Source organism: Novosphingobium sp. (assembly GCF_019748365.1).
GTDB lineage: Bacteria > Pseudomonadota > Alphaproteobacteria > Sphingomonadales > Sphingomonadaceae > Novosphingobium.
Genome location: NZ_JAIEPN010000088.1, coordinates 1 through 23,033 on the forward strand (window position 1 = coordinate 1; position 23,033 = coordinate 23,033).

24 protein-coding genes and 1 pseudogene are annotated in these 23,033 nt (G+C 66.5%); 10 read left to right on the top strand and 15 right to left on the bottom strand.

Annotated features, from left to right (window positions below; genetic code table 11):
* The 3 genes and pseudogenes from K5Q19_RS10795 to K5Q19_RS10805 form a co-directional block, all read left to right on the top strand.
* A pseudogene (locus tag K5Q19_RS10795) lies at positions 1–399 on the top strand (amidophosphoribosyltransferase); the annotation flags it as partial.
* Positions 396–1,142: an SDR family NAD(P)-dependent oxidoreductase gene (locus tag K5Q19_RS10800; RefSeq protein ID WP_292944730.1), complete on the top strand. Its 747-nt coding sequence runs from the start codon at positions 396–398 to the stop codon at positions 1,140–1,142. The pseudogene K5Q19_RS10795 and the gene K5Q19_RS10800, both read left to right, overlap by 4 nt.
* Before the next feature lie 69 nt (positions 1,143–1,211).
* On the top strand, positions 1,212–1,574 hold the full coding sequence (locus K5Q19_RS10805) for a PilZ domain-containing protein (protein WP_292944733.1): 363 nt from the start codon (positions 1,212–1,214) through the stop codon (positions 1,572–1,574).
* A gap of 41 nt (positions 1,575–1,615) precedes the next feature.
* Here the strand turns inward: K5Q19_RS10805 and K5Q19_RS10810 are convergent, their stop codons facing one another.
* The 4 genes from K5Q19_RS10810 to K5Q19_RS10825 all read right to left on the bottom strand — a co-directional run bounded on the left by K5Q19_RS10810 (position 1,616) and on the right by K5Q19_RS10825 (position 7,226).
* The gene (locus K5Q19_RS10810; protein WP_365759243.1) at positions 1,616–2,866 is read right to left on the bottom strand and encodes a cyclopropane-fatty-acyl-phospholipid synthase family protein; all 1,251 of its coding nucleotides are present in this window, start codon (positions 2,864–2,866) and stop codon (positions 1,616–1,618) included.
* A gap of 73 nt (positions 2,867–2,939) precedes the next feature.
* On the bottom strand, positions 2,940–4,307 hold the full coding sequence (locus tag K5Q19_RS10815) for a deoxyribodipyrimidine photo-lyase (protein WP_292944739.1): 1,368 nt from the start codon (positions 4,305–4,307) through the stop codon (positions 2,940–2,942).
* Between the two features lie 56 nt (positions 4,308–4,363).
* The gene (locus K5Q19_RS10820) at positions 4,364–5,383 is read right to left on the bottom strand and encodes a 2-oxoacid:ferredoxin oxidoreductase subunit beta (RefSeq protein WP_292944742.1); all 1,020 of its coding nucleotides are present in this window, start codon (positions 5,381–5,383) and stop codon (positions 4,364–4,366) included.
* A 13-nt stretch (positions 5,384–5,396) separates the two neighbouring features.
* Positions 5,397–7,226: a 2-oxoacid:acceptor oxidoreductase subunit alpha gene (locus K5Q19_RS10825; protein WP_292944828.1), complete on the bottom strand. Its 1,830-nt coding sequence runs from the start codon at positions 7,224–7,226 to the stop codon at positions 5,397–5,399.
* A 302-nt stretch (positions 7,227–7,528) separates the two neighbouring features.
* On the opposite strand from K5Q19_RS10825, the gene K5Q19_RS10830 reads away from it, so the two are divergent.
* Both K5Q19_RS10830 and K5Q19_RS10835 read left to right on the top strand, forming a co-directional pair.
* Positions 7,529–8,482, top strand: a complete 954-nt coding sequence (locus tag K5Q19_RS10830; protein WP_292944745.1) for an alpha/beta hydrolase — start codon at positions 7,529–7,531, stop codon at positions 8,480–8,482.
* Positions 8,482–8,967: an RNA pyrophosphohydrolase gene (locus K5Q19_RS10835; RefSeq protein WP_292944748.1), complete on the top strand. Its 486-nt coding sequence runs from the start codon at positions 8,482–8,484 to the stop codon at positions 8,965–8,967. Before K5Q19_RS10830 ends, K5Q19_RS10835 begins: the two co-directional genes overlap by 1 nt.
* Before the next feature lie 162 nt (positions 8,968–9,129).
* Here the strand turns inward: K5Q19_RS10835 and K5Q19_RS10840 are convergent, their stop codons facing one another.
* From K5Q19_RS10840 to K5Q19_RS10855, 4 genes are all read right to left on the bottom strand, one after another.
* Positions 9,130–9,609 (bottom strand): tetratricopeptide repeat protein, encoded by a 480-nt coding sequence (locus K5Q19_RS10840; RefSeq protein WP_365759248.1) that lies wholly within the window; start codon positions 9,607–9,609, stop codon positions 9,130–9,132.
* Positions 9,610–9,701: 92 nt separating this feature from the next.
* Positions 9,702–10,883, bottom strand: a complete 1,182-nt coding sequence (locus K5Q19_RS10845; protein WP_292944754.1) for an RsmB/NOP family class I SAM-dependent RNA methyltransferase — start codon at positions 10,881–10,883, stop codon at positions 9,702–9,704.
* A 9-nt stretch (positions 10,884–10,892) separates the two neighbouring features.
* Positions 10,893–12,350 carry an IMP dehydrogenase gene (gene guaB, locus K5Q19_RS10850; RefSeq protein WP_292944757.1) on the bottom strand — a complete coding sequence of 486 codons (1,458 nt, stop codon included), beginning with the start codon at positions 12,348–12,350 and terminating at the stop codon, positions 10,893–10,895.
* Positions 12,351–12,416: 66 nt separating this feature from the next.
* Positions 12,417–13,988: a M28 family peptidase gene (locus K5Q19_RS10855; RefSeq protein WP_292944760.1), complete on the bottom strand. Its 1,572-nt coding sequence runs from the start codon at positions 13,986–13,988 to the stop codon at positions 12,417–12,419.
* Positions 13,989–14,169: 181 nt separating this feature from the next.
* Between K5Q19_RS10855 and K5Q19_RS10860 the strand changes: the two genes are divergently transcribed.
* Positions 14,170–15,051 carry a neutral zinc metallopeptidase gene (locus tag K5Q19_RS10860; protein WP_292944762.1) on the top strand — a complete coding sequence of 294 codons (882 nt, stop codon included), beginning with the start codon at positions 14,170–14,172 and terminating at the stop codon, positions 15,049–15,051.
* Positions 15,052–15,088: 37 nt separating this feature from the next.
* Entirely contained in the window at positions 15,089–15,697 is a 609-nt protein-coding gene (locus K5Q19_RS10865) for a hypothetical protein (RefSeq protein WP_292944764.1), read from the top strand.
* Positions 15,698–15,700: 3 nt separating this feature from the next.
* On the opposite strand, the gene K5Q19_RS10870 is transcribed toward K5Q19_RS10865, so the two are convergent.
* From K5Q19_RS10870 to sdhC, 5 genes are all read right to left on the bottom strand, one after another.
* Positions 15,701–16,045 (bottom strand): hypothetical protein, encoded by a 345-nt coding sequence (locus tag K5Q19_RS10870; RefSeq protein WP_292944766.1) that lies wholly within the window; start codon positions 16,043–16,045, stop codon positions 15,701–15,703.
* A 466-nt stretch (positions 16,046–16,511) separates the two neighbouring features.
* Positions 16,512–16,910: a cupin domain-containing protein gene (locus K5Q19_RS10875; protein ID WP_292944768.1), complete on the bottom strand. Its 399-nt coding sequence runs from the start codon at positions 16,908–16,910 to the stop codon at positions 16,512–16,514.
* A 2-nt stretch (positions 16,911–16,912) separates the two neighbouring features.
* On the bottom strand, positions 16,913–18,739 hold the full coding sequence (sdhA, locus tag K5Q19_RS10880) for a succinate dehydrogenase flavoprotein subunit (RefSeq protein WP_292944770.1): 1,827 nt from the start codon (positions 18,737–18,739) through the stop codon (positions 16,913–16,915).
* A gap of 3 nt (positions 18,740–18,742) precedes the next feature.
* Complete coding sequence (sdhD, locus tag K5Q19_RS10885; RefSeq protein ID WP_292944773.1) at positions 18,743–19,126, bottom strand: succinate dehydrogenase, hydrophobic membrane anchor protein; 384 nt, start codon at positions 19,124–19,126, stop codon at positions 18,743–18,745.
* A gap of 45 nt (positions 19,127–19,171) precedes the next feature.
* Positions 19,172–19,597 (bottom strand): succinate dehydrogenase, cytochrome b556 subunit, encoded by a 426-nt coding sequence (sdhC, locus tag K5Q19_RS10890; protein ID WP_292944776.1) that lies wholly within the window; start codon positions 19,595–19,597, stop codon positions 19,172–19,174.
* 158 nt (positions 19,598–19,755) lie between these two features.
* On the opposite strand from sdhC, the gene K5Q19_RS10895 reads away from it, so the two are divergent.
* The 3 genes from K5Q19_RS10895 to K5Q19_RS10905 are packed head-to-tail and all read left to right on the top strand — an operon-like array spanning position 19,756 to position 22,254.
* On the top strand, positions 19,756–20,469 hold the full coding sequence (locus tag K5Q19_RS10895; protein ID WP_292944779.1) for an SDR family oxidoreductase: 714 nt from the start codon (positions 19,756–19,758) through the stop codon (positions 20,467–20,469).
* Entirely contained in the window at positions 20,441–21,358 is a 918-nt protein-coding gene (bla, locus tag K5Q19_RS10900; protein ID WP_292944782.1) for a subclass B3 metallo-beta-lactamase, read from the top strand. The genes K5Q19_RS10895 and bla overlap by 29 nt, the downstream gene beginning before the upstream one ends.
* Complete coding sequence (locus K5Q19_RS10905; protein ID WP_292944785.1) at positions 21,355–22,254, top strand: 50S ribosomal protein L11 methyltransferase; 900 nt, start codon at positions 21,355–21,357, stop codon at positions 22,252–22,254. Before bla ends, K5Q19_RS10905 begins: the two co-directional genes overlap by 4 nt.
* Here K5Q19_RS10905 and K5Q19_RS10910 read toward each other — a convergent pair.
* Together K5Q19_RS10910 and K5Q19_RS10915 are read right to left on the bottom strand one after the other, a co-directional pair.
* Positions 22,232–22,726, bottom strand: coding sequence for a CinA family protein (locus tag K5Q19_RS10910; protein WP_292944788.1), 495 nt, complete (start codon positions 22,724–22,726; stop codon positions 22,232–22,234). The two genes, K5Q19_RS10905 and K5Q19_RS10910, sit on opposite strands and share 23 nt — an antisense overlap.
* Positions 22,723–23,031, bottom strand: coding sequence for a hypothetical protein (locus tag K5Q19_RS10915; RefSeq protein WP_292944790.1), 309 nt, complete (start codon positions 23,029–23,031; stop codon positions 22,723–22,725). Before K5Q19_RS10915 ends, K5Q19_RS10910 begins: the two co-directional genes overlap by 4 nt.
* Positions 23,032–23,033: the final 2 nt, after the last annotated feature.

The window sequence follows — 23,033 nt, forward strand, 5'->3', positions numbered from 1 at the left end:
AAGCGCATCGTGCTGATCGACGATTCGATCGTGCGCGGCACGACCTCGATGAAGATCGTGCAGATGATGCGCGATGCGGGGGCCAGCGAAGTGCATTTCCGCGTGGCGAGCCCGCCGACCGAGCATTCGTGCTTCTACGGCGTCGATACACCCGAGCGCTCCAAGCTGCTCGCTGCGCGCATGGACGTCGATGCGATGGCCAAGTTCATCCACGCCGACAGCCTTGCCTTCGTCTCGATCGACGGGCTTTACCGCGCGGTCGGCGAGGCCTCGCGCAACACGGCCTGCCCGCAATACTGCGATGCCTGCTTCAGCGGTGACTATCCGACCCGGCTGACCGACCTTGTCGGACGCGATGGCGCAGATCAGCTGCCGCTCCCGGTGGGGAAAGTGGCATGAGCATTACCGGACCTCTCTCCGGCCAGCTGGCGCTGGTCACCGGCGCAAGTCGCGGCATCGGCGCCGCGACCGCCAAGGCGCTCGCGGCGGCAGGCGCGCATGTGATCCTCACCGCACGTGCAGGCAAGGATCTCGAGGCGGTTGAACAGGCGATCTACGACACCGGCGGCAACGCCACGATCGCGCCGGTCGATCTGGCCGAGCCGGACGGCATTGCCCGCCTTGCCGCCGCCATCGGCCGGCGCTGGGAAGCGCTCGACATTCTGGTGATCAACGCGGCGGTGCTGCCGACGCTGACCCCGGTCTGGCAGATCGAGCCCAAGGACCTCAGCCGCGCGATGACGCTTAATGTGCTGGCCACCCAGTCGCTGATCGCGGGCTTCGATCCCATGCTCAAGAAGAGCCAGGATGCCCGCGTGATCGGGGTGACCTCCAGCGTCGGCTCCGCCCCGCGCGCCTATTGGGGCGCCTATGGGGCGACGAAGGCCGCGTTCGAGAACCTGCTCGATGCCTATGCGCAGGAAGTGCGCAACCTCTCGTCGATCCGCGTCGCCATCCTTGATCCGGGTGCGACCCGCACCGCCATGCGCGCCAAGGCCTATCCCGGTGAGGACCCTGCAAGCGTGAAAGCGCCCGAAGTCGTCGGCGATTTCATCACGCAGCTTGTTGGTGAATCGTTTGCCAGCCCGAGCCGCGTTTCGGTTAACCAGCCCCGGGAACCACAGGTCCTAGCAAACGGTTAAGCGCGTCTGGCGATAGTCCGCTCACGACTTCCCGCGCGGGGGAGTTCGACTCGGCTCAGGACAATCGCCATGGACAAGGACTGGGATCCTTACGCGAACGAAGCCTATTTCCACGCAACCCAGGAAGACCGCTGCGCGCCGCGCAGCAAGGTCAACATTCCGGCCAGCCTGCGTGCTTCCGGTTCGAAGAGCTTCCACACCGTGGTGCATGATCTCTCGCTCGGCGGCTTCTCGGCCACGGCGCTCAACCGCATGCATGTCGGCACGATCTGCTGGCTTACGCTGCCGGGGCTGGAATCGCAGCAGGCCGAGGTGGTCTGGTGGCTGCGCGGCCAGGTGGGCTGCGCTTTCGCCAATCTGCTGAGCCCGATCGTCTACGACAACATCCTGCTGCGCTATCGCGGCGACGGGGTCTATCGCCCGGTTGCCTGACACCGGATGGTAAAAATTTTCTTAAGATTTTTCAACGAACCTCAAGTTCGCTTGAGAAGAGTGACCTGACTGACCGTGATGCCGCCGCCCGAAAAGCCGGCTTCGCAGTACATGAGATAAAAGCGCCAGAGCCGGACGAAACGGGCGTCGAAGCCGGCCGGGAGCCTGCCATTCTCGACCGCGGTGTCGAACGCCTCGCGCCACATCCTGAGGGTGCGTGCATAGTCAAACCCGAAGTCCACTTGATCTTTCCATTCGAGGCCGCGCGCCTCCGCGAGGCTGCGAAATGCGCTGACGCTGAGCAGCATGCCGCCGGGGAAGATATAGGTCTGGATGAAGTCAGCACTGCTGGCATAGGCCGGGAACAAGTCGTCGCGGATGGCAATGTATTGCAGCGCCGCACGGCCGCCCGGCTTCAGCACCCGGGCGATCCGATCGAGGTAGGCGGGCCACCATTCGCGGCCCACGGCCTCGACCATTTCCGTGCTGATGACCGCATCGAACTCGCCGGTGACGTCCCGGTAATCCTGCCGCCGGAACTCGACGCCTGGCAGCGCGGCTTGCTCGCGCGCCCATGCGAGTTGGGGTTCGGAGAGACTGATCGCGGTGACAAGGGCGCCACGCCGCTCGGCAATGCGGCGTGCGGTGTAGCCCCAGCCGCAGCCGATCTCGAGCACATGATCGCCGGGGCCGATGTGCAGCCGGTCCGCCATCAAGTCGACTTTATGGCGCTGCGCGTCCTCAAGACTGGCGGCGGGCGAGATCCCCTCCCAGCACGCCGACGAATAGCTCATCGTCGGATCGAGCCAGAGCGCGTAGAAGTCGTTGCCGAGATCGTAGTGCGCGGCGATGTTGCGCGCGGCGCGGCTGCGGCTGTTGCGGCGCAGGGCGTGGAGCAGGCGCGCGCCGATCCGCCAGAAGCCCTTGGCCCGCGCCGTATCACCCAGCGCCGCGGCATTGCGTACGAACAGCGTGAAGAGCTGCACCGGATCGGGGCTGTCCCACTCGTTCGCCTCATAGCCCTGGTAGCAGCCGACCGACCCGTTCGTGACGAGCCGCAGCACCGCCCGCCAATCGTGGACGGTGACTTCGGCAACCGGACCCTCGCCCCGCCCGCCGAGCAGCCGGGTGACACCGCCGGGAAAATGCGCGAGGAGCGATCCCTCTGCGAGCCCCGCATCGATCCGATCAAGGATGCGTCCGAGCGGCCCGGCAAACAGGCGCGTGAGGGCACCGCCCGAGCCGGAAAGAGCTCTGCCGCCCGCAATGAGATGCCCGCCCCGTTCGGGCACTTGTGCATTCATGCGCGAAGCTATGCGGCGATCCGGCCGCAAGGGCAACCGGATGACGTCACTTGTCCCAAGTTCAGCTGCGCTCGTTCCACTCGGCATAGGCTGCCAGTGCCCTTGCGCGCGCCTCGGCATGGCCGACGATGCGCGGCGGATAGGCGCGCGGGCGGACTTCGGGATCGTGAATGCGCGCATCATCGAGATGCGCAAGCTCGGGCACCCATTGGCGGATATAGGCGGCCGCATCGAACTTGGGGCTCTGGGTCAGCGGGGCCATGATCCGCACGAACATGTTGGAATCGACGCCGGTGCCTGCGCTCCACTGCCAGTTGACTGCGTTCGAGCCATAGTCGGCATCGACGAGCGTATCCCAGAACCAGCGCTCGCCTTCGCGCCAGTCGATCAGCAGGTGCTTGATGAGGAAGCTCGCCGCAATCATCCGCACGCGGTTGTGCATCCAGCCCGTCGCCCAAAGCTCGCGCATGCCCGCATCGACGATGGGAAAACCGGTGCGGCCCTGCTGCCACGCCTTGAGCCCGGCCGGATCATCGCGCCAGGGGAAGGTCTCGAAAGGTTCGCGCGCGGGCTTTCCCGCATAGTCCGGCAACTGGAAGATCACGTTCTGCGCATAATCGCGCCAGCCCAGTTCGCCGAGGAAGGTGCTTACCGAGCCGCCTTGATCCATCGCCGCATGCCACAGGGTCGCGGGCGAGATTTCGCCGAAGTGCAGATGGGGGGACAGGCGCGATGTGCCGGCAACCGATGGCAGATTGCGGCGTTCGGCATAAGCGCGGGCACGCGGCAGGAAAACCTCGAGCCGCGCGGCGGCCCCTGCCTCGCCCGGGGTCCATTCGGCGCGCATGCCGCCGGCCCAGTCGGGCGTGGTCGGCAGGAGGTTCCAGTCTGCCAGAGTGTCGGAAGCAGGCCACGCCTCGGGCGCGGGAATGCGGCTCGGCGCTGGGCAAGGCGTTGCTGGCGGCATCCGCGCCTCGAGCGCGCGCCAGAAGGGCGTGTAGATCTTGTAGGGTTGGCCGCTGCCCGTGGTCACCGAGCCCGGCGGGGCGAGATAGTTGCCGTCATGGCGCTGGAGCGTGAGCACCTCGCCCACAGCCCGCTCGGCATTGCGCCACCACGGCTCGTAATGGCGCAGGCAGTGGACGGTCGTCGCACCCGTCTCGCGCGCGAGGTCTGCCAGCACCTGATCACAGCGTCCGCGGCGCAGGATCAGGCGTGAACCTTTCGCCCGCAGGTCTGCGTCAAGGCTGGCAAGGCTGTGATGGAGCCACCAGCGCGAGGCGGCACCCATGCGGCGGTGCTTTGGCGTCTCATCGTCGAGCACATAGACCGGGATCACCGGCCCGGAAACGGCGGCAGCGGCAAAGGCAGCCTGATCGGCGAGGCGCAAGTCGCGGCGCAGCCAGACGATGGAAGAGGCGGCAGTCATCCTGCCCCCCTAACGCACCGCGCCGACACATGGCCACTGCCCCCGAGGGGCAGCGCTTATTCCACGGTCCAGGTCTGACCCTTGCTGAGCAGCTTGGCGAGGTTCGCCGTCTTGCCCGCCGAAGCACGTGCGCGTTCCTCGATGACGGCCGCCTCGAAAGTCGGGCGCGGATCGTCATAGATCACGCCAAGCGCCATCGGGAACGGGCCGAACGGCATTTCGACCAGAAGATGCGCCAGCGCGCGGTTCCTCTCATCATGGACGCGCACGCCAGCGGCCTGCCAGTCTCCGTCCACCACATCAACGACCTTGAGCGACAGCGTCTCGGTATCGAGCGCGATGCCCTTGGTGCCCTTGTTGAACAGCATCGGCTCACCGTGCTTCAGCCAGAGCTGCCCCATCGCGGCACCGGCCTTCTCGGTGAAATCGGCGAAGACGTCCTTGTTGTAGACGATGCAGTTCTGGAAGATTTCCACGAAGGCCGCGCCTTGATGGGCGTGCGCGGCCTTGAGCACCGCAGGCAGTTCCTTCGAGACATCGTAGGCACGTGCGATGAAGCGCCCGCCCGCGCCAAGCGCAAAGGCGCAAGGGGACGCCGGACGATCGACCGAGCCAAGCGGCGTGGTCGGCGAAACGGTGCCGAGGCGGCTGGTGGGCGAATACTGGCCCTTGGTCAGGCCATAGATCTCGTTGTTGAACAGCAGGATCTGCGTGTTCAGATTGCGGCGCAGCACGTGCATCGTGTGGTTGCCGCCGATCGACATGCCGTCGCCGTCACCGGTCACCAGCCAGACGTCGAGCTCCGGATTGGCGAGCTTAAGGCCTGTTGCAAAGGCAGGCGCGCGGCCGTGGATCGTGTGGAAGCCGTAGCTTTCGACGTAGTAGGGGAACCGGCTCGAGCAGCCAATGCCCGAGACGAACACCGTCTTGGCCGGATCGGCGCCGATTTCAGGCAAGGTGCGCTGTACGGCCTTGAGGATCGCATAGTCGCCGCAGCCGGGGCACCAGCGGACTTCCTGATCGGTTTCCCAGTCCTTGAGGGTGGTCTGGACGGCGATCTTGGTCATCTCGTTCATCGTTTCGCTTCCCTCAGGCCAGCGCCGCGGCAATCGCCGCTTCGATTTCGGCAATGGTGAACGGCTGCCCGCTCGTCTTGTTGAGCGGCTTGGCATCGACCAGATACTGATCGCGCAGCACGGTCTTGAACTGGCCGGTGTTCATTTCGGGCACCAGCACCTGATCGTAGCTCTTCAGCAGCTGCCCAAGGTTTTCCGGCAGCGGCCAGACGTGGCGGACATGAATGTGGCTGACATCGAGGCCCTTGCGGCGCGCGCGGCGCACAGCCTGATGGATCGGGCCATAGGTCGAGCCCCAGCCCACCAGCGCGAGCTTGCCGCCTGCTTCACCCAGCGTCACTTCCTGCGCCGGGATGCCGGCGGCGATGCCGTCGATCTTGTCCTTGCGCGCGTTGGTCATGGTCTGGTGGCTGCCGGGCGAATAGTCGATGTTGCCGGTGCCGGGGTTCTTCTCGATCCCGCCGATGCGGTGCATGAGGCCGGGCGTACCGGGCTTGATCCACGGGCGGGCGCCCTTTTCATCGCGCGCATAGGGCAGCACCTTGCCATCAGGGCCGTTCGGTTCTTCAAGGAAGGTAACCGGAAACGCCTCGAAACCATTGGGATCAGGGACTTTCCACGGCTCGGCGGCATTGGCGATATAGCCGTCGGTCAGCAGCATGACCGGGGTCATGTACTGCACGGCAAGGCGGCAGGCCTCGATCGCGCATTCGAACGCATCAGACGGGCTGCGCGCAGCGATCACCGGCATCGGCGCATCGCCGTTGCGGCCATAGACCGCCTGATAGAGGTCCGACTGCTCGGTCTTGGTCGGGAGGCCCGTCGAGGGACCGCCGCGCTGCGAGTTGACAATGACGAGCGGCAGCTCGGTCATGATCGCCAGGCCCATCGCCTCGCCCTTCAAGGCGATGCCGGGGCCCGACGACGACGTCACACCCAGCTGTCCGCCATAAGACGCGCCGATGGCAGCGGCGATCGCGGCGATCTCGTCCTCGGCCTGGAAGGTGGTGACGCCGAATTCCTTGAGCCGCGCGAGGTTGTGCAGGATCGCCGAGGCCGGGGTGATCGGATAGCCGCCGAAGAACAAGTCGAGCCCCGCCAATTGCGCGCCTGCGACGAGGCCATAGCTGATCGCTTCCGCGCCGGTGACGGTGCGGTAAAGCCCCGGCTCGCTGGCGGCGGGCGCGAGGTGGTATTGCTTGAGCGGGCCCGAAAGCTCCGCCGTCTCGCCATAGGCGTGGCCCGCATTGAGCGCGGCGATATTGGCATCGGCCAGCACCGGCGCCTTGGCAAACTTGCCCTTGAGCCAGTCGATCAGCGGCTGCCGGTCACGGTCGAACATCCACAGCGCGAGGCCGAGCGTCCACATGTTCTTGCAGCGCAGCGCCTCCTTGTTGCCAAGGCCGAAGGGCTTCACGGCTTCGAGGGTGAGCGCGGAAATATCGAAGGCCAGCACCTGCCACTTCTCGAGACTGCCATCCTCGAGCGGGCTGACATCGTACTTCGCCTTCTCGAGGTTGCGCTTGTTGAACTCGCCGGTGTCGGCAATGATCAGCCCGCCCGCCTTGAGCGCGCCGACATTGGTCTTGAGCGCCGCCGGGTTCATCGCGACGAGCACGTCGGGGGCGTCACCCGCGGTATCGATCTCGGTCGAGCCGAAGTTGATCTGGAAGGCGGAGACGCCGAACAGCGTGCCCTGCGGCGCGCGGATCTCGGCGGGGAAATCCGGGAAGGTCGCAAGGTCATTGCCCGCGAGCGCGGTCGAGAGCGTGAACTGGCCGCCGGTAAGCTGCATGCCGTCACCCGAGTCGCCTGCGAAACGCACCACGACTGCTTCGGGCATGGGTGCACGCTCGCTCCCGCCGGTGTGGCCTTCGGGTTCGCTCTCAAGAACTGTCGCCATATGATCCTCTGCTATCCGCGTGGGCCCTGCGGGCCGCCTGCGTCCTCTTGCGCACCTTTGTCCTTGGGGCGCCTATGCTCTCATGTAACGGTACGCAAAGAAGAAAAACTGATGCACCGCAAATCTCGCAATCGGTCATGAATCCGGTTGCCCCCGCCCGTCAAGCTCGCAAATAACAGTCTTGTCAGTTGGCGACCGTGCCGACTCAAGCCGACAAGCCCGCCACGAGGAAGAGGAATCCGATGTCAGACACTGTCAGCAGCCCCTATGTCCGGCCCGATGTGAAGGCCTTCCTCGATTTCATGGCCTCGGTGCCCGGCCCCACCATGTCGCAGCTGGGCCCGGAAGGCGCGCGGGCGAGCTATGTGCAGATGGGCGTGCTGGCAGAGGCTGATCCGCGCGAGCTGGCGGTGATCAAGGACCTCTCCTGCCCCGGGCCTGCGGGTGACATTCCGCTACGCTTTTACGATGCGCGCGAGACACGTGAGCCCGGCCCTGTGGTGATGTTCTTCCATGGCGGCGGCTTCGTGATCGGGGATCTCGACAGCCACCACTCGCTCTGCACCGAGATCGCCGCCGAGCTCGATCTGCCGGTGGTTGCGGTGCACTACCGCCTCGCGCCCGAGCACCCCTTCCCCGCCGCGCCGGACGACTGCGAGGCGGCTTCGCGCTGGGTCGCGACGAGCCCCGAGGCGCTTGGTCGCAGCATTACCGGCCTCATCCCCATGGGCGATTCGGCGGGCGGCAATCTCTCCATCGTGATCACGCAGGCGCTGGCCGAGAAGCCTGCCGCTGTGCCGGTGGTGCTGCAGGTGCCGATCTATCCGCTGAGCGACGACAAGCCCGATCACGCCTCGTTCCAGCAGTTCGCCGACGGCTTCGTGCTCACGGCGGAAACGATGGCCTGGTTCTCGGACGCCTACAAGGCGGAGCTGGGCAATCCGCGCGCCTATCCGATCTACGGCAACCACGCCGATACCCCGCCGACGGTGCTCGTCACCGCCAGCCTCGATCCGATCCGCGACAGTGGCCGGGTCTATGGCGCCGAACTGATCCGCGCCGGCGCCGAAGTCGTGTTCCTTGAAATGAAAGGCACGACTCATGCCTTCGCGCAGCTGCGCAAGGCTTTCCCGAGCGCCCATGGCGACATGCAGCGCATCTTCGCCGCTGTCCGCCTGCTGCTGGACCGCGCCTGATGCACACGGATCCTGCCGGGCTTCCCTACCGCCCCTGCGTCGGTGTCATGCTCGTCAATGCCGAGGGCCGGGTCTTTGTCGGCCAGCGCATCGACAGCAAGGAAGGGGATGCCTGGCAGATGCCGCAAGGCGGGATCGACGAGGGCGAGGCGCTGCACCCCGCCGCGCTGCGCGAACTGGAGGAAGAGACCGGCGTTACCGCTGATCTCGTCACCATCCTTGCAGAGAGCCGCGAGGAATATCTCTACGACTTGCCCGACAACCTGATCGGCAAGCTCTGGGGCGGGCGTTACCGGGGCCAGCGGCAGCGCTGGCTGCTGGTGCGCTTCAACGGCGCTGACGAGCAGATCCGGCTCGACGCGCACAAGCATCCGGAATTCCTCGCTTGGCGCTGGGTCGAGCCTGAACAGCTGCCCGACCTGATCGTGCCGTTCAAGAAGCGGGTCTACCGGCAGGTCGTCGAGGAATTCCGCGCGCTGATCTGAGGCGGGGTCTCGTCCCCAAACGCTCGTCATCCCCGCGACGGCGGGGGTCCAGGGCGGCTGGCGGAGCGATTGGGGCTCTGGTTTCCCGCGTTCGCGGGAACGACGAGGGGGTTGAGGTGAGACGAGGGGCCGAGGTGAGACGAGGGGCCGAGGTGAAGGGCCTCAGTTTTCCTCGACCGCTGGCTGGGGCTTCACCGCATCGGCGGAGACGACTTTCGCGATCGGGCCCTTGGCGATGACGCTGGCGAGGTCCTGTGCTTCGGGGCAATTTCGACCGCACAAGCCCTCAAGCCGCGCCAGATTGCCTTTGGCCTTTTCGAGCGCGCCTTTTTCGGCCATCGCCCCGCCTTCGCCCGAAAGCGCGGCGAGATTGTTGGGATCGCGCTCCAGCGCCTCACGATAATAGTGGATCGCCTTGCCCTGCATGCCGGCGGCGCGGGCGGCATCGCCGAGGGCGAGGAACGTCGTCGGGTTGCCGGGATCCACGGCAAGCGCGGCTTCGAAGCTGTCAGTCGCGGCTTCGATATCGCCCCGGGCCAGCTGTTCGCGTCCGGTTTCGACAAGGGCCTTGGCGCGGGGGTCGGTGGGCAACGAGACGCCGGCCGTTCCGGCGCTTCCCGTGACAGCCACGAGAAGGGACAAAGCAACCCCCAAAGCCATATAACGCATCAACAACTCCCAGAGCCGGCCATGCGGCGCGCGTGGTTCCCCGGCGTCCATGATCTGCTTGCCTATCATAGCCGGTGGAGTGTTGCGAAGAAAAACCCGTCCGTCGAATCGTCCCAAGGGGTAAGCCTAAGGCCGGCGCCGCGCGGGGTTCCCGCTCCAACCTGTTGTTCGGCCGCGCGCCATCCGGAGTTACCGGCAAGGAAGCCCGCGACCACATCCGGTCCCTCGGCATCGAGCAGCGAACAGACGACGTAGGTCAGCCGCCCGCCGGGGCGCACCAGCGCGGCGCCGATCCGCAGCACATCGGCCTGCATCCGGGCATAGCGGGCAAGGCTTTGCGGGGTGAGCCGCCAGCGCGCTTCGGGGCCGCGACGCCAGGTGCCGGTGCCGGAGCAGGGCGCATCGATCATGACCGCATCGGCCTTGCCCTGCCAGTCGGCCAACGCTTCCATCTCGCGGCCGGGATTGAGGAGCCGCGTTTCGACCTGCGCGCCGGCCCGGTGGGCGCGCGGACCAAGACGCGAGAGGCGCGTGCGATCGATATCGCAGGCGATGAGGTGGCCTTCGCCCTGCATCGCGGCAGCGAGCGCGAGCGTCTTGCCCCCTGCCCCGGCGCACAGATCGACGACGGCTTCGCCCGGAACAACCTCAAGCGCACTGCAGGTCAGCTGGCTGCCGGTATCCTGCACCTCGAACAGCCCTTCGGCGAAGGCCGGCCAGGTCTCGACCGGGGTGCCGCCGGGCAAGCGCAGGGCATCGCGTGCCTGCGTCGGCGTGGAGGGCACCGGAAGCGTGGCGGCAAGCCGGTCGCGCGTGGTCTTGAGGCGGTTGGCGCGCAGATCGAGCGGCGCGCGGCCCAGCAAGGCGGCGCCCCGATCACGCAGGATGCCGGAGGCAACGAGCCGCTCCTCCAGCCACGCCGGGGCGAGCCCGGGGGCCGCCACGGGTTCGTCTGCAAGGATCGGCGCAGGGCCATAGCGCGAACCATCGAACAGGGAAGCGAGCACCGGATCGTCCTTGGCGAGCGCCAGCATGGCCGCTCTGCCGGTGGCGGGAACCTCACCGCACAGGCGGATCGCATTCCACGCCAGATCGCGGATCGCGCGGCGGTCCTTTGAGCCGATGAAGCGGCGTGCCCTGAGCCATTCGGCGGCGACACGCTCGGCCGAGGCGCCTTCGCGCCGCACCGAGGCGATCACCGCGTCGAGCACTTCGATCGCCGATTGCACCCGCGCTGCGGGGGTCATGAAATGGGCTCAGCGCGAGGGATAGTTCGGCGCCTCGCGGGTGATCGCCACATCGTGGACATGGCTTTCGCGCAGGCCTGCATTCGTGATGCGAACGAACTTCGCGTTCTCGCGCAGCGCCTCAAGCGTCGGGCTGCCGGTATAACCCATCGCCGCCTTGATGCCGCCGACAAGCTGATGGACGACATCCTTGGCCGGGCCCTTGTAAGGCACCTGGCCTTCGATGCCTTCGGGCACCAGCTTCATCGAGTCCTTGATGTCCTGCTGGAAGTAGCGGTCTGCCGAGCCGCGCGCCATTGCGCCGACCGAGCCCATGCCGCGGTACGACTTGTAGGCGCGGCCCTGATAGAGGAACGTCTCGCCCGGCGCTTCTTCGGTGCCGGCGAGCATCGAGCCGACCATGATCGTGCTCGCCCCCGCCGCGAGCGCCTTGGCCGCATCACCCGAAGTGCGCAGGCCGCCATCGGCAATCACCGGCACGCCCGACTTGGCCGCTTCGGCAGCACATTCGAGCACAGCGGTGAGCTGCGGCACGCCGACACCGGCGACGATGCGCGTGGTGCAGATCGAGCCCGGCCCGATGCCGATCTTCACGCCGTCAGCCCCGGCGTCGATCAGCGCGCGCGTCGCTTCTGCCGTGGCGACGTTGCCCGCGATCACCTGCACCGTGTTCGACATGGCCTTCACCGCCTCGACCGCACGGGCGACATCGCGGTTGTGGCCGTGGGCAGTATCGATGATGATCACATCGCATTCGGCCTCGACCAGCGCGCGGGTGCGTTCAAGGCCCTTCTCGCCAACCGTGGTTGCCGCGGCGACGCGCAGGCGTCCGGCGGCATCCTTGGTGGCGTCGGGATAAGTGACGGCCTTCTCGATGTCCTTCACCGTGATCAGGCCGATGCAGCGGAAGGCATCGTCGACCACCAGCAACTTCTCGATCCGGCGCTGGTGCAGCAGGCGGCGCGCCTCGTCGCCCGACGTGCCGAGCTTCACCGTCGCAAGGTTCTCATGCGTCATCAACTCGTGCACCGGCTGCGCGGGATTGTCGGCAAAGCGCACGTCGCGGTTTGTCAGGATGCCGACGAGCTTGCCGCTCGCCTCGACCACCGGGATGCCGCTGATCTTGTTGGCACGCATGATCGCCTGGGCATCACCCAGCGTGGCATCCGGGGTGACGGTGATGGGGTTGACCACCATGCCGCTCTCGAAGCGCTTGACCGCGCGGACGGCGGCGGCCTGCTGCTCGACGGTGAGGTTGCGGTGGAGCACGCCGATGCCGCCCAGCTGCGCCATCACGATCGCCATGTCGGCTTCGGTGACGGTGTCCATCGCGGCGGAAATCACCGGGATGTTGAGCGTGATCGAGCTGGTCAGGCGTGTGCGGGTATCGGCCTGCGTCGGCACCATGTCCGATGCGCCGGGGCGCAGGAGGACGTCGTCAAAGGTAAGGCCGAGAGGGATATCCATGGGGTGCGCCACTTGCCGTTAGGGGAGAATCGTGGCGGCCCATGTAATCAAGCCGGGCGGTTTAGGCTAGGGCTTTGCACCTGCGGCCGGCCACGCCTTTGCATCGGCAAAAAAGCGCACCAGTTCGGTCTGGATGAGCACATCGTCGATCATGCCGCCATAGATCACGCGCGAGGCTTCATCGGCGGGGCGGTGGTAGATATTGTCCATGAAGACCTCAAGCCGCGCCGGGTCCGAATAGCTCGTGCTGACCATGACCGAGGGGACATCGTGCTGCATCAGCGCCCAACTGTCCTGCCGCCGGGCAAAGGCATTGGCGCCGTCGCCCGTTGCAAGCTTGCGCTTCATCGTCTTGAGCACTTTGGCGATGCCCGGATCGAGCCGGGTCATGCCCTGCCCCACCACGCTGACCGGCAGCCCCGCCGGGACCAGTCCGGTGCTGTCGACATTGAACGCGGCCACCACATTGCCGAGCGGCAGCGGCGGGTTCTCGGCAAAGGCCTGCGCGCCGAGCAGGCCGAGCTCCTCGCCGGTCGTGGCGAGAAGATAGACGTCGCGGTCGAGCGGCTTGCCTGCGGAAAGCTGGCGCGCGACTTCGGTGATGACAGCCAGCCCCGAGGCATTGTCCACCGCGCCCGGGCAGATCAGCTTTTCGGCCGGCGGCGCGGCGCATTTGCCGAAGTGGTCCCAGTGCGCCATCAGCACGATCGCGCCGCTGCCGGGACGGCGGCCTTCCAGCTTGCCGATCAGGTTGTGCGTCTTGATCCGCGTCTCGCGGTTGGTCGCCTCGAAAGATCCGGTGATGCCCAGGGGCCTCGCGATAAACCCCGGTGCCGCGCCGACCGCCTGCAGCGCAGCAAGACCGGGCGCGCCCGAGGCGGCAAGAACCTGACTTGCGGTATCGGCCGAGAGGAACACCTCGATATCGCCGCCAAGCCGCTCGCCGGAAAGCGCATAGCCGGCCCGGCGGCGCCGGGCCATGACGTCCTCAAGCGTGCGTTCGCCATCAAGAACGGTGAGGACCGCTGCCGCGCCGTTCTCCAGCAGCTTGCCGGCGCGGTCCACCGTTCGGGCGGCCGGGCCGCCGGGGCCGGGCTTGACCGGCTCGGGCGGCGGCGCTTCGCTATCCAGGATCACCGCGACGCGCCCGGCCAGTTCGGTCCGCGCCCCTTCCCCGCCGGTGTTCTTGCCGACATAGACGAGCGGCGCGTTCTCGATCAGGCTGCGCAGGCCCGACGTGACGACGAAGTACCCGCTCTCGGGCACCGCAACCCGCCGCTTGCCGTGCATGAACTGCGCGCGCGAGCCCTGCGGTACGCGCTCCACCAGCTCGACAGGGGCAAACCAGGCATTGCCCGGATCATTCGTACCGGATTCAAGGCCGATATCGAACCACTGGCGCGCGAGGTAGCGAAGGGTCAGCGTCTCCCCCGGGGTGCCCGGTTCGCGGCCACCATATTCGTCGCTGGAAAGCGTGACGACATGCTGGCGAAGCTGCGCCTCGATCTGCATGAGCTGCCGCTTGGTGGGGGCGGCGGCACTGCACGCGATGGGCACGAGGGCAAGTGCGGCAAGGCAAATCCCCGCCAATCGCCTGCGCTGCCGAAGCCGGATATCGGTCGGGGTAGAGGTGATCATGGCAAGCGGTTCACCCACAACGACTCATCGATATCCCCGAACGTCCTAACGTGGCTTCACTTGCTGGCAAAAGCGGTGGACCTGCGCAAGTTCCCTCTGCCGACAGGGCAATCGGACGCTTCCCTCTTGCGGGTCGGGCCGGGTTGTGGGCAATCCGTTGCGGGAAGCAGGAGGGCAGACAATGCGGCTCGATGATTTCGACAATTCGATCGAGGTCGAGGACCAGCGCGGCGGTGGCGGCGGGTTTGGTGGCCCTGGCGGCAAGATCGGCTGCGGCAGCCTGATCATCGCGCTGGTGGGTGCGCTCGTCTTCGGGATCAACCCGCTGCAGACGCTGGGCGCCTTGCAGAACCTGCAAGGGTCCGCGCCGCCGCAGGCCCTGCCCGGCAGGCCGGGAAGCCTTGCCGAGAGTTGCTCCGTGAATACCTTCAGCCGCGAGAGCTGCAATGCGCTCGCCTCGCTCAACAAGACGTGGAGCCCGCTGTTCGCCAAGGCGGGGATCGAGTTCAGCGCACCCAAGCTGGTGTTCTATTCGCGTGAGGGGCAATCGGGCTGCGGCGAGGCGCAGAGCGCGATGGGGCCGTTCTATTGCCCAGCAGATCAGGGCATCTACATCGACACCGATTTCTACACCGAGATGGACAAGCAGCTCGGTGCGGGCGGCGATTTCGCGCGGGCCTATGTGATGGCGCACGAATATGGCCACCATGTGCAGAACCTTGTCGGCACATCACAGCAGGTGAGCGAGGCGCAGCGGCGCAATCCGCCGATGGCCAACCGGCTGTCGGTCAGGCTCGAGCTGCAGGCCGATTGCTATGCCGGTGTCTGGGCCGCGCGCAACAAGGACCGGATCGATCCCGGCGATATCGAGGAAGGCCTGCGCGCGGCGCACCAGATCGGCGATGACGCGCTGATGGCTTCGGCCGGGCGCACGCCGGTGGAAGCAGGCTTTACTCACGGCAGCAGCGCCCAGCGCATGGCCTGGCTGCGCAAGGGGCTCGAAACCGGAAACGAGGATGCCTGCGACACGTTCAGCGCAGGGACATCGCAGGGAACCCAATGAGGCGGCAGCCAATATGCTGGCAAAGCGGGAACACATCATGAAACACAGCCATCTAGCCATCGCCTTCCTGTTCGGCGTGGCAGGCACGGGAGCCTCCGCGCAGACGGTGGTCGCACCCTCGAACGTGACGGCGGAAGATGTCGTGGCGACGCCGCTTGAAAATCTCAACATCAAGAAGGACGAGATTCCGCCGATCCTCGTTGCCGCCCGCGAGGATACCTATGGCGTTTCCGGCATGCGCACCTGCCGCGCGATCGGGGCGGAAGTCTCGCGGCTTGACGCCGTGCTCGGGCCGGACATCGACGTGATGACCGACAAGACGCGCGGCGAGAAGCGCGGCAATGCCATGGGCCAGGTGGCCAAATCGGTGATCAACAGCTTCATCCCGTTCGGCGGGGTCCTGCGCGAAGTGACGGGCGCGGCCGGCCGCGAGCGGCAGTGGCAGGTGGCGCTCTATGCCGGGGCGAGCCGCCGCGCGTTCCTCAAGGGCTACGGGCAGGCGCGCGGTTGTCGCTATCCGGCCCGCGCGGCAACGGCAGCGCAGATCGCCGCGCTGCAGGCGGGAGCGGCGACGGAGACAGCCGCGCCGGCACCCGAGACCAAGGCCAAGCCTGCGAAGCGCGCGAAGGCCCGCCGCCGCCGCTGACGATCAGTCGCGCGCTTGCGACAAGGCATGCACCACGTCGCGTTCGGCCTTGTCGAGCGCGGCGAGCGCCTGCGCGCGGGCCTTTGCGGGCATGTCCTTTTCGCTGAGGACCTCCTTGCGTGCCTCGGCAATTTCCTTCTGCGCTTCGGCCATGCTGGCGCGGGCTTCCGCCATGCTTTCGGCCACTTCCCGGTCGATCTCGGCACGGTCGACATAAGGCGCTTCGGGAGGAGCGGGCGGCGCAGGCGGGCTCACGGAGCTTTCGGCAGAGGTTTGAGCAGCGGCCATGCTGCCCATGGCCAGCAGCGCGGCGCCTGCTGTCAGCATGGTCCATTTGTGAAGAGGCATCGGGCAAGTCCTTTCCGGTTCGGTGATCGGGCAGACCTGCCCTGCCTGCTTGCTGACCGGCGATCACCGTCGTTTCGGCGAATGGCTGACAGGATGCCGATCAACGACAGGTAGGACATCCCGCCGAAGATGAGCGCCGATGGAACAATCGGGACATTTCAGGGTTACACAAGTTACACTGGTGTCGCCCTGAATCTCAGAGATAAAGGTATTGGTTCTAAACGGTTTTACACGCGCAGGGTGACACGCGAACACGTTTGGGTGAGCATGCGTTATCGCACGGGACAGACAGTTTCAAAGAGCGCGGGAGGCAGCGTGCATCCCGGCCCGGACTTTAGCGGAAAGTCGCGCTGTAGGAAAAATGCGGCGCGCTGCGCTTGCGGAGGCCGTCCGCTTCGATGCGCGGAGAAAGAAGCCCAGGCCCGTGTCAAGCACGGGCCGACGAGCATTGTGGTGGAGTTCTGAACTAGCCCTTGGATTCGACGATCAGATAGACGCCGGTGGTCTTGCCGATGTTCACACCCTCGTGCCAGGCGATCCCGTCGCTCCACCAGCTGTCACCCGCCTTGAGCTCGCGCACAACCGTGCCGCTTGCAGTCGTGATGCGCATGGTCGAGCCTTCAAGGATATAGCCCCAGTGCGGCGCGTGGTAATGCCGCTCATGCCCCCAGCCCGGCGGAAAGGTGCAGCGCAGGACGCGCATCTGTGCATTGTCCTTGAGCAGTTCGCAGACGTGCTGGCCTTTCCAGCCTGCCTGCAGGGGATCGGGCAAAGCCGTGTTTTCAGGCGCCGCAACGGCAATGGCCGGGCCTGCCGCAAGGGCAAACCCGGCCATCAACAGCTTCCATCCGCGGAGCGCGGGCATGATCAGTACACGCGCTTCTTGGGCTTGATGTACTCGACGTCGTCGGTGAGCGTGTATTCATGGACCGGGCGGTAATCGAGCTTCACGCCGCCGCCCTTGCCGCCCCAGCCATCGAACCAGCTGACGGTGTGCTTCATCCACTCGCCATCGTTACGATCGGGGAAATCCTCGTGCGCATGGGCGCCGCGGCTTTCCTTGCGGTTCGAGGCCGAATGCATCGTGACCGAGGCTTGCGCGATCAGGTTGTCGAGCTCGAGCGTTTCGATCAGGTCCGAGTTCCAGATCAGCGAGCGGTCCGAGACCTTGATATCGGCCATGCGCTCGTACGTCGCCGCCAGCTTGGTCTTGCCTTCGCTCATCAGTTCGTCGGTGCGGAACACCGCGGCGTGGGCAGACATCGTGCGCTGCATCTCGATCCGCACTTGCGCCGTCGGCGAGCCGCCATTGGCGTGGCGGAACGTGTCGATGCGGGTGAGTGCCATGTCGGCGCTGTCCTTCGGCAGGGCCTTGTGCGACGAGCCGGGCTTGATGATCTCCTTGAGGCGGAGACCCGTGGCGCGGCCGAACACGACAAGGTCGATCAGCGAGTTGGAGCCGAGGCGGTTCGCGCCGTGGACTGAAACGCAGGCCGCCTCGCCCACCGCGAAGAGGCCAGGGACGACGGTTTCCGGATTGCCGTCCGGGCCGATCGTCACGACTTCGCCGTGGTAGTTACAGGGGATGCCGCCCATGTTGTAGTGCACGGTCGGCACCACGGGGAGCGGCTGGCGGGTGAGATCGACGCCCGCGAAGATCTTGCCGCTTTCGGTGATACCCGGCAGGCGTTCGGCCAGCACCTTCGCATCGATGTGATCGAGGTGGAGGAAGATGTGGTCCTTGTGCGGGCCGACGCCGCGGCCTTCGCGGATTTCGAGCGCCATCGAGCGGCTGACGACGTCGCGGCTGGCGAGGTCCTTCGCGGAAGGCGCATAGCGCTCCATGAAGCGCTCGCCTTCGGAGTTGGTGAGGTAGCCACCTTCGCCGCGCGCGCCTTCGGTGATGAGCACGCCCGCGCCGTAGATGCCGGTAGGGTGGAACTGAACGAATTCCATGTCTTGCAGCGGGAGCCCTGCGCGCAGCACCATGCCGCCGCCATCACCCGTGCAGGTGTGGGCCGAAGTCGCGGTGAAGTAGCAGCGGCCATAGCCGCCGGTCGCCAGCACCACCGCGTGGCTGCGGAAGCGGTGGATCGAGCCGTCGTCCATGCACATGGCGATCACGCCGCGGCATTCGGGCACGCCGTTCGCGCCGGGCTCCATGATCAGGTCGATCGCGAAGTATTCGATGAAGAAGTCCGCGTCGTACTTCAGGCTCTGCTGATAGAGCGCGTGGAGCATGGCGTGGCCGGTGCGGTCCGCTGCCGCGCACGTGCGCTGGACCGGCGGGCCTTCGCCCATGTTCTGCATGTGGCCGCCGAACGGGCGCTGGTAGATCGTGCCTTCGGCGTTGCGGCTGAAGGGGACGCCAGCATGCTCCAGTTCATAGACCGCGGCCGGGGCTTCACGCACCATGTATTCGATCGCGTCCTGATCGCCGAGCCAGTCGGAACCCTTGACGGTATCGTACATGTGCCAGGTCCAATGGTCCGGGCTGTTGTTGCCCAGGCTGGCGGCGATGCCGCCTTGCGCGGCAACGGTGTGCGAGCGGGTCGGGAAGACCTTGGTGATGCAGGCGGTGCGAAGGCCCGCCTGAGCCGAACCCATCGTGGCGCGCAGGCCCGAACCGCCGGCGCCGACGACGACGGTATCGTAGGTATGGTCGATGATCTTGTAGGCAGAATTGGAAGCCATGGCTCAGGCGCCCCCGAGAGCGATGCGCACGACCGAGACAATGCCGAAGGCAGCGCCCGCGAACGGCACGAAATTGACGAACAGCCAGGCGGCAATCTTGCCGCCATCATCGTGGACATAGTCTTCCAGCATGACCTGGATGCCGAGGCGCGCATGCTGGAAGGTGTTGATCATGATGAGGATCAGCGCGGTGGCGGGCAGCGGCTTGGCCGCCCAGGCATGGACCGTCGCGTAGTCATGCGAGGGCATGAGCGCGAGGCTGACCATCAGGAACGGGATCAGCACGAGATTGCCGACAGCGGTCAGGCGCGACGACAGGAAATGGTGCGTGCCGTGGTGGCTGGAGCCGAGACCGCGCACGCGGCCGATGGAAGTACCGTTACCCATGAAATGTCCTTGAAAAGGGTATGGATCGCAGGATCGGTGAAGGGATCAGTGCAGCAGCACGTAAGCCCAGAACAGGCTGGTCGCGGCGACCGAGAACAGCATCGTCAGCGAGGACCAGCGCGCATTGGCTTCGAGTTCATAGCCCGCGCCGATATCGAGCACGAAATGGCGGATGCCAGTGGCCATGTGCTGGAAGAACGCCCAGGTGAGGCCGACAAGCGCGATCTTGCCGAGCAGGGCCGTAGCGCTCTGCAGACCGCCAGCGGGCGCGAGCCACACCCAATCGAGGAAGGTCTGGTAGCTGGCCGGGCCGCCGGCCAGTGCGCCGACCCACCAGAGCAGCAGGCCAAGGCCGGCAAAGGCAAGCCCGTTGCCGGTGATGCGGTGCAGGATCGAGACCAGCATGGCCGGACCCCAGCGCCAGATTTCGAGATGCGGCGATAGTGGCCTCTTGCCGGGCGCCTGCGCCATAGAACCCCCTAATTAGATTACCAAAACCTCTCATGCCCCTGGAGCATGAAGCGAGTGCGATTCGTATTAGCCCAAATGGCCGGGTGTGCAACTATCGCGACGGGGCAATCGCCCTGCCTCTGTTGCACACCCCATATTCGCTGGTAGAGCGCTGAGTGATGCAAGCACCTGTCATTTTAGTCACCGGCTCGACCCGGGGCATCGGAGCCGCGCTCGCCACCGCGCTGGAAGCGCGCGGCGCGGCGGTCATTCGCCATGGCCGCAGAGCCGCACTGAACGTGATCGGCGCTGATCTGGGTGAACCGGCATCGGCGGAAATGCTGTGGGAGCAGGCGCTCGCGGCAGCTGGCGGCACGATCGACATTCTCGTCAACAATGCCGGGCTCTTCGCCGCCAATCCCATCGACGCCTCGGACATCGCGTGGCTCGATGGCTGGGAAGAGACGTTGCGGATCAACCTCACCGCCGCCGCGCAGCTTTCACGCCTTGCGGTGCGCCACTGGCAGGCGCGCGGCGTCGGCGGGCGGATCGTGCATATAGCAAGCCGCGCCGCCTATCGCGGGGATTCGCCGGCGCACTGGCACTATGCGGCGGCCAAGGGCGGGATGATCGCCATGCACAAGACCATCGCGCGTGGCTATGCGGCGCAAGGCATCCTGAGCTTTGCGGTGACACCAGGCTTCACCAACACCGATATGGCGGGGGACTACCTGGCAAGCCGGGGCGGACCGGGCCTGCTCGCGGACATCCCGCTCGGCCGCGTCGCGACGCCAGAGGAAATCGCCGCCATCGGCGTGTTCTGCGCGCTCGATGCACCGCCCAGCATGACAGGAGCCGTGATCGATGCGAATGGAGCCAGCTTTGTCCGCTAGGGCGCTCGCCCTTCTGGCCCTCCTGCTGGCACCGGGCCTTGCACTGGCCAAGCCCGCCCCGTCAGGTCCGGACCGCGCCGCCACGCAGGCAATCGTGAAGCAGTGCGAGGGGAAGGACGATTTCTCCGCCCCCGCGCCGCCGGCCCGGCTTTACGGGAACACGTATTACGTCGGGACGTGTACCGTCACGGCGCTGCTCGTCACTTCGCCGCAGGGCCATGTGCTCGTCGATGCGGTGACCGAGGAGGCCGCGCCTGCGATCCTCGCCAATATCCGCGCGCTGGGCTTCGACCCGGCGGACATCCGCTGGATCGTGACCAGCCACGAGCACTGGGATCACGTCGGCGGCCTCGCCGCGATGATCAGGGCGACGGGCGCTAGGGTGGCGCTGAGCGCTCCCGCCGCCGCTCTGCTCGCCACGGGCAGGCCCGATCCGGAAGATTCGCAGTTCACCGACCTCAAGGACCACGCGATTGCGCCCGTGAAGGCCGACCAGATCGTCCACTCGGGCTCCGTCGTGCGCGTCGGCCCGCTGCGCCTGACGGCGTCGCTCACGCCGGGGCACACCAGGGGCTCGACCAGCTGGAGCTGGCAGAGCTGCGCGGGCAAGCGCTGCGCCGCGATCACTTATATCGACAGCATCTCCGCCCTTGCTGCGCCGCCCTATCGCTTCAGCGACCACCCCGAAGTCGTCGCACGGTTCCGCCGCACCTTCGCCGCGATTGCCGCGCGCCGCTGCGGCATTCTCGTGACGCCGCATCCGTCTGCCAGCAGCCTCTTCGAGCGGATGCTGGGCGAGGAACCGCTCGCACCGGCACACGCTTGCCGCAATTACGCCAAAGGCGGGCAGGAGCGGCTGAACGCGCTGCTCAAAAAGGAAACCAAGTGAGCTGGAAAATCACCGTCCGCGCTGCGGCCGAAGTCGTGCGCGCAGCCCTCGTCGCGCATGAGGACGCTGAGGACTGGGACTTCTCGATCGTGCTCGGCGGGGGGCAGATCGATCCGGCTGACCCCGATGCCTGGCAGCTGGAAGCCTGGCTGGAGCGCATGCCGACCACGGAAGACAAGGCCGCGATTGCCACGCTGTTTGCCGATGGCGCGCCCGCGCTGATCATCGAGGAACTGGCCGATGCCGACTGGGTGACGCTGAGCCAGCACAATGTCGAACCGTTCACCGAAGGGCCGTTCCACGTCCGCACGCCGGACCATCCGCCCGTGCCGGGCCTCAGGGACTTCGTGATACCCGCCAGTCAGGCCTTCGGCACCGGGCACCACGAGACGACTTCAGGCTGCCTTGCCATGCTCGCGCATATCAAGGCGCAGGGCCTCGTCATCCGCAATCTGGCCGATATCGGCACGGGCACCGGCCTCCTCGCCTTTGCCGCGCTCCATCTCTGGCCGCGCGCGCGGGCGACGGCGAGCGATATCGATGCGGTGTGCGGGCCGGTGGTGGCGGAGAATGCCGCGCTCAACGGGGTCACACTGGGCGATGGCCCGGGCAAGCTGGCCATGGTGATCGCGCCGGGCATGGCGCATCCGCTGCTGCGCGCCGCCGCGCCTTATGATCTGCTGATCGCCAATATCCTCGCCGGACCGCTCGCCGAACTGGCCCCCGATTTCCGCAAGGCCGTCTCGCCCGGTGGCAGCGTGCTGCTGGCGGGGCTGCTCACCACGCAGGAGCCGACGGTGCGCGCCGCCTATACCCGCGCAGGCTTCTCGCTGCGCGCGCGGATGCAGCGCGGCAACTGGTCGATCCTTTGGCTCAGGCGGCGGACAGCGCGCTGAGCAGCAGCGACAGGGCGTTGTGGGTGAAGGCGACCATATTGGCGAGGCGGTCGTCATGCCCGGTCTCGATGATCAGCGCGGCCTCGTAGTCAGGACCGACCACCGCCGCCGCACTGGTGCCCGATGCGACGCCGAGCGAATGGACGCCCGGCCCTGCCGCGCCGGTCTCCGCCACGCCCCAATCGCTTTCATAGCGCGACCGGATCAGCCGCGCCTGCGCCAGGGCATAGGCTTCGGTCGCTGAAGTAAGGCCGCGCAGCGAACCCGGCTCGTGCCCCAGCACCATGCGGCGGCCCTTCAGCGTGTAGATCACGCCGCCGCCGCGATAGTAGGCCGAAGCGCCCGGCATGGCGAGCAGCGCGGCGGAAATCAGCCCGCCGGTTGCGCCATCGACAACGGCAATGCTCTGGCCCTTCGCCTTGAGCAAAGTGCCCGCTTCGGTGCCGATGGGCGTGAGGTCTTCGAAAGTCATGGAATGGTGTCCCAATCGCGGGTTGTCTTGAGCAGCCAGATCACGCTGCGGGATTTCGCATAACGCCGCTTGAGGCGCCGTTCGTCGAGGTCGATCCAGCGGCAGCGCAGTTTGCGCGCAGCCTCGGCAATCTGCGCGGTCCGCTCCGCGTCATAGCCTTCCTCGCCGCCCCAATGGTTGCACCCTGCGCGCCGAACGACGAACTCGCGCACCACACGCGGTGCAGCCCGCATTTCGCGGCGCACGCGCCCTTCATTCGGGTTTGCCATCGTCATCGCGGCCGCAGCCATCGCCAGCAGGATCATGC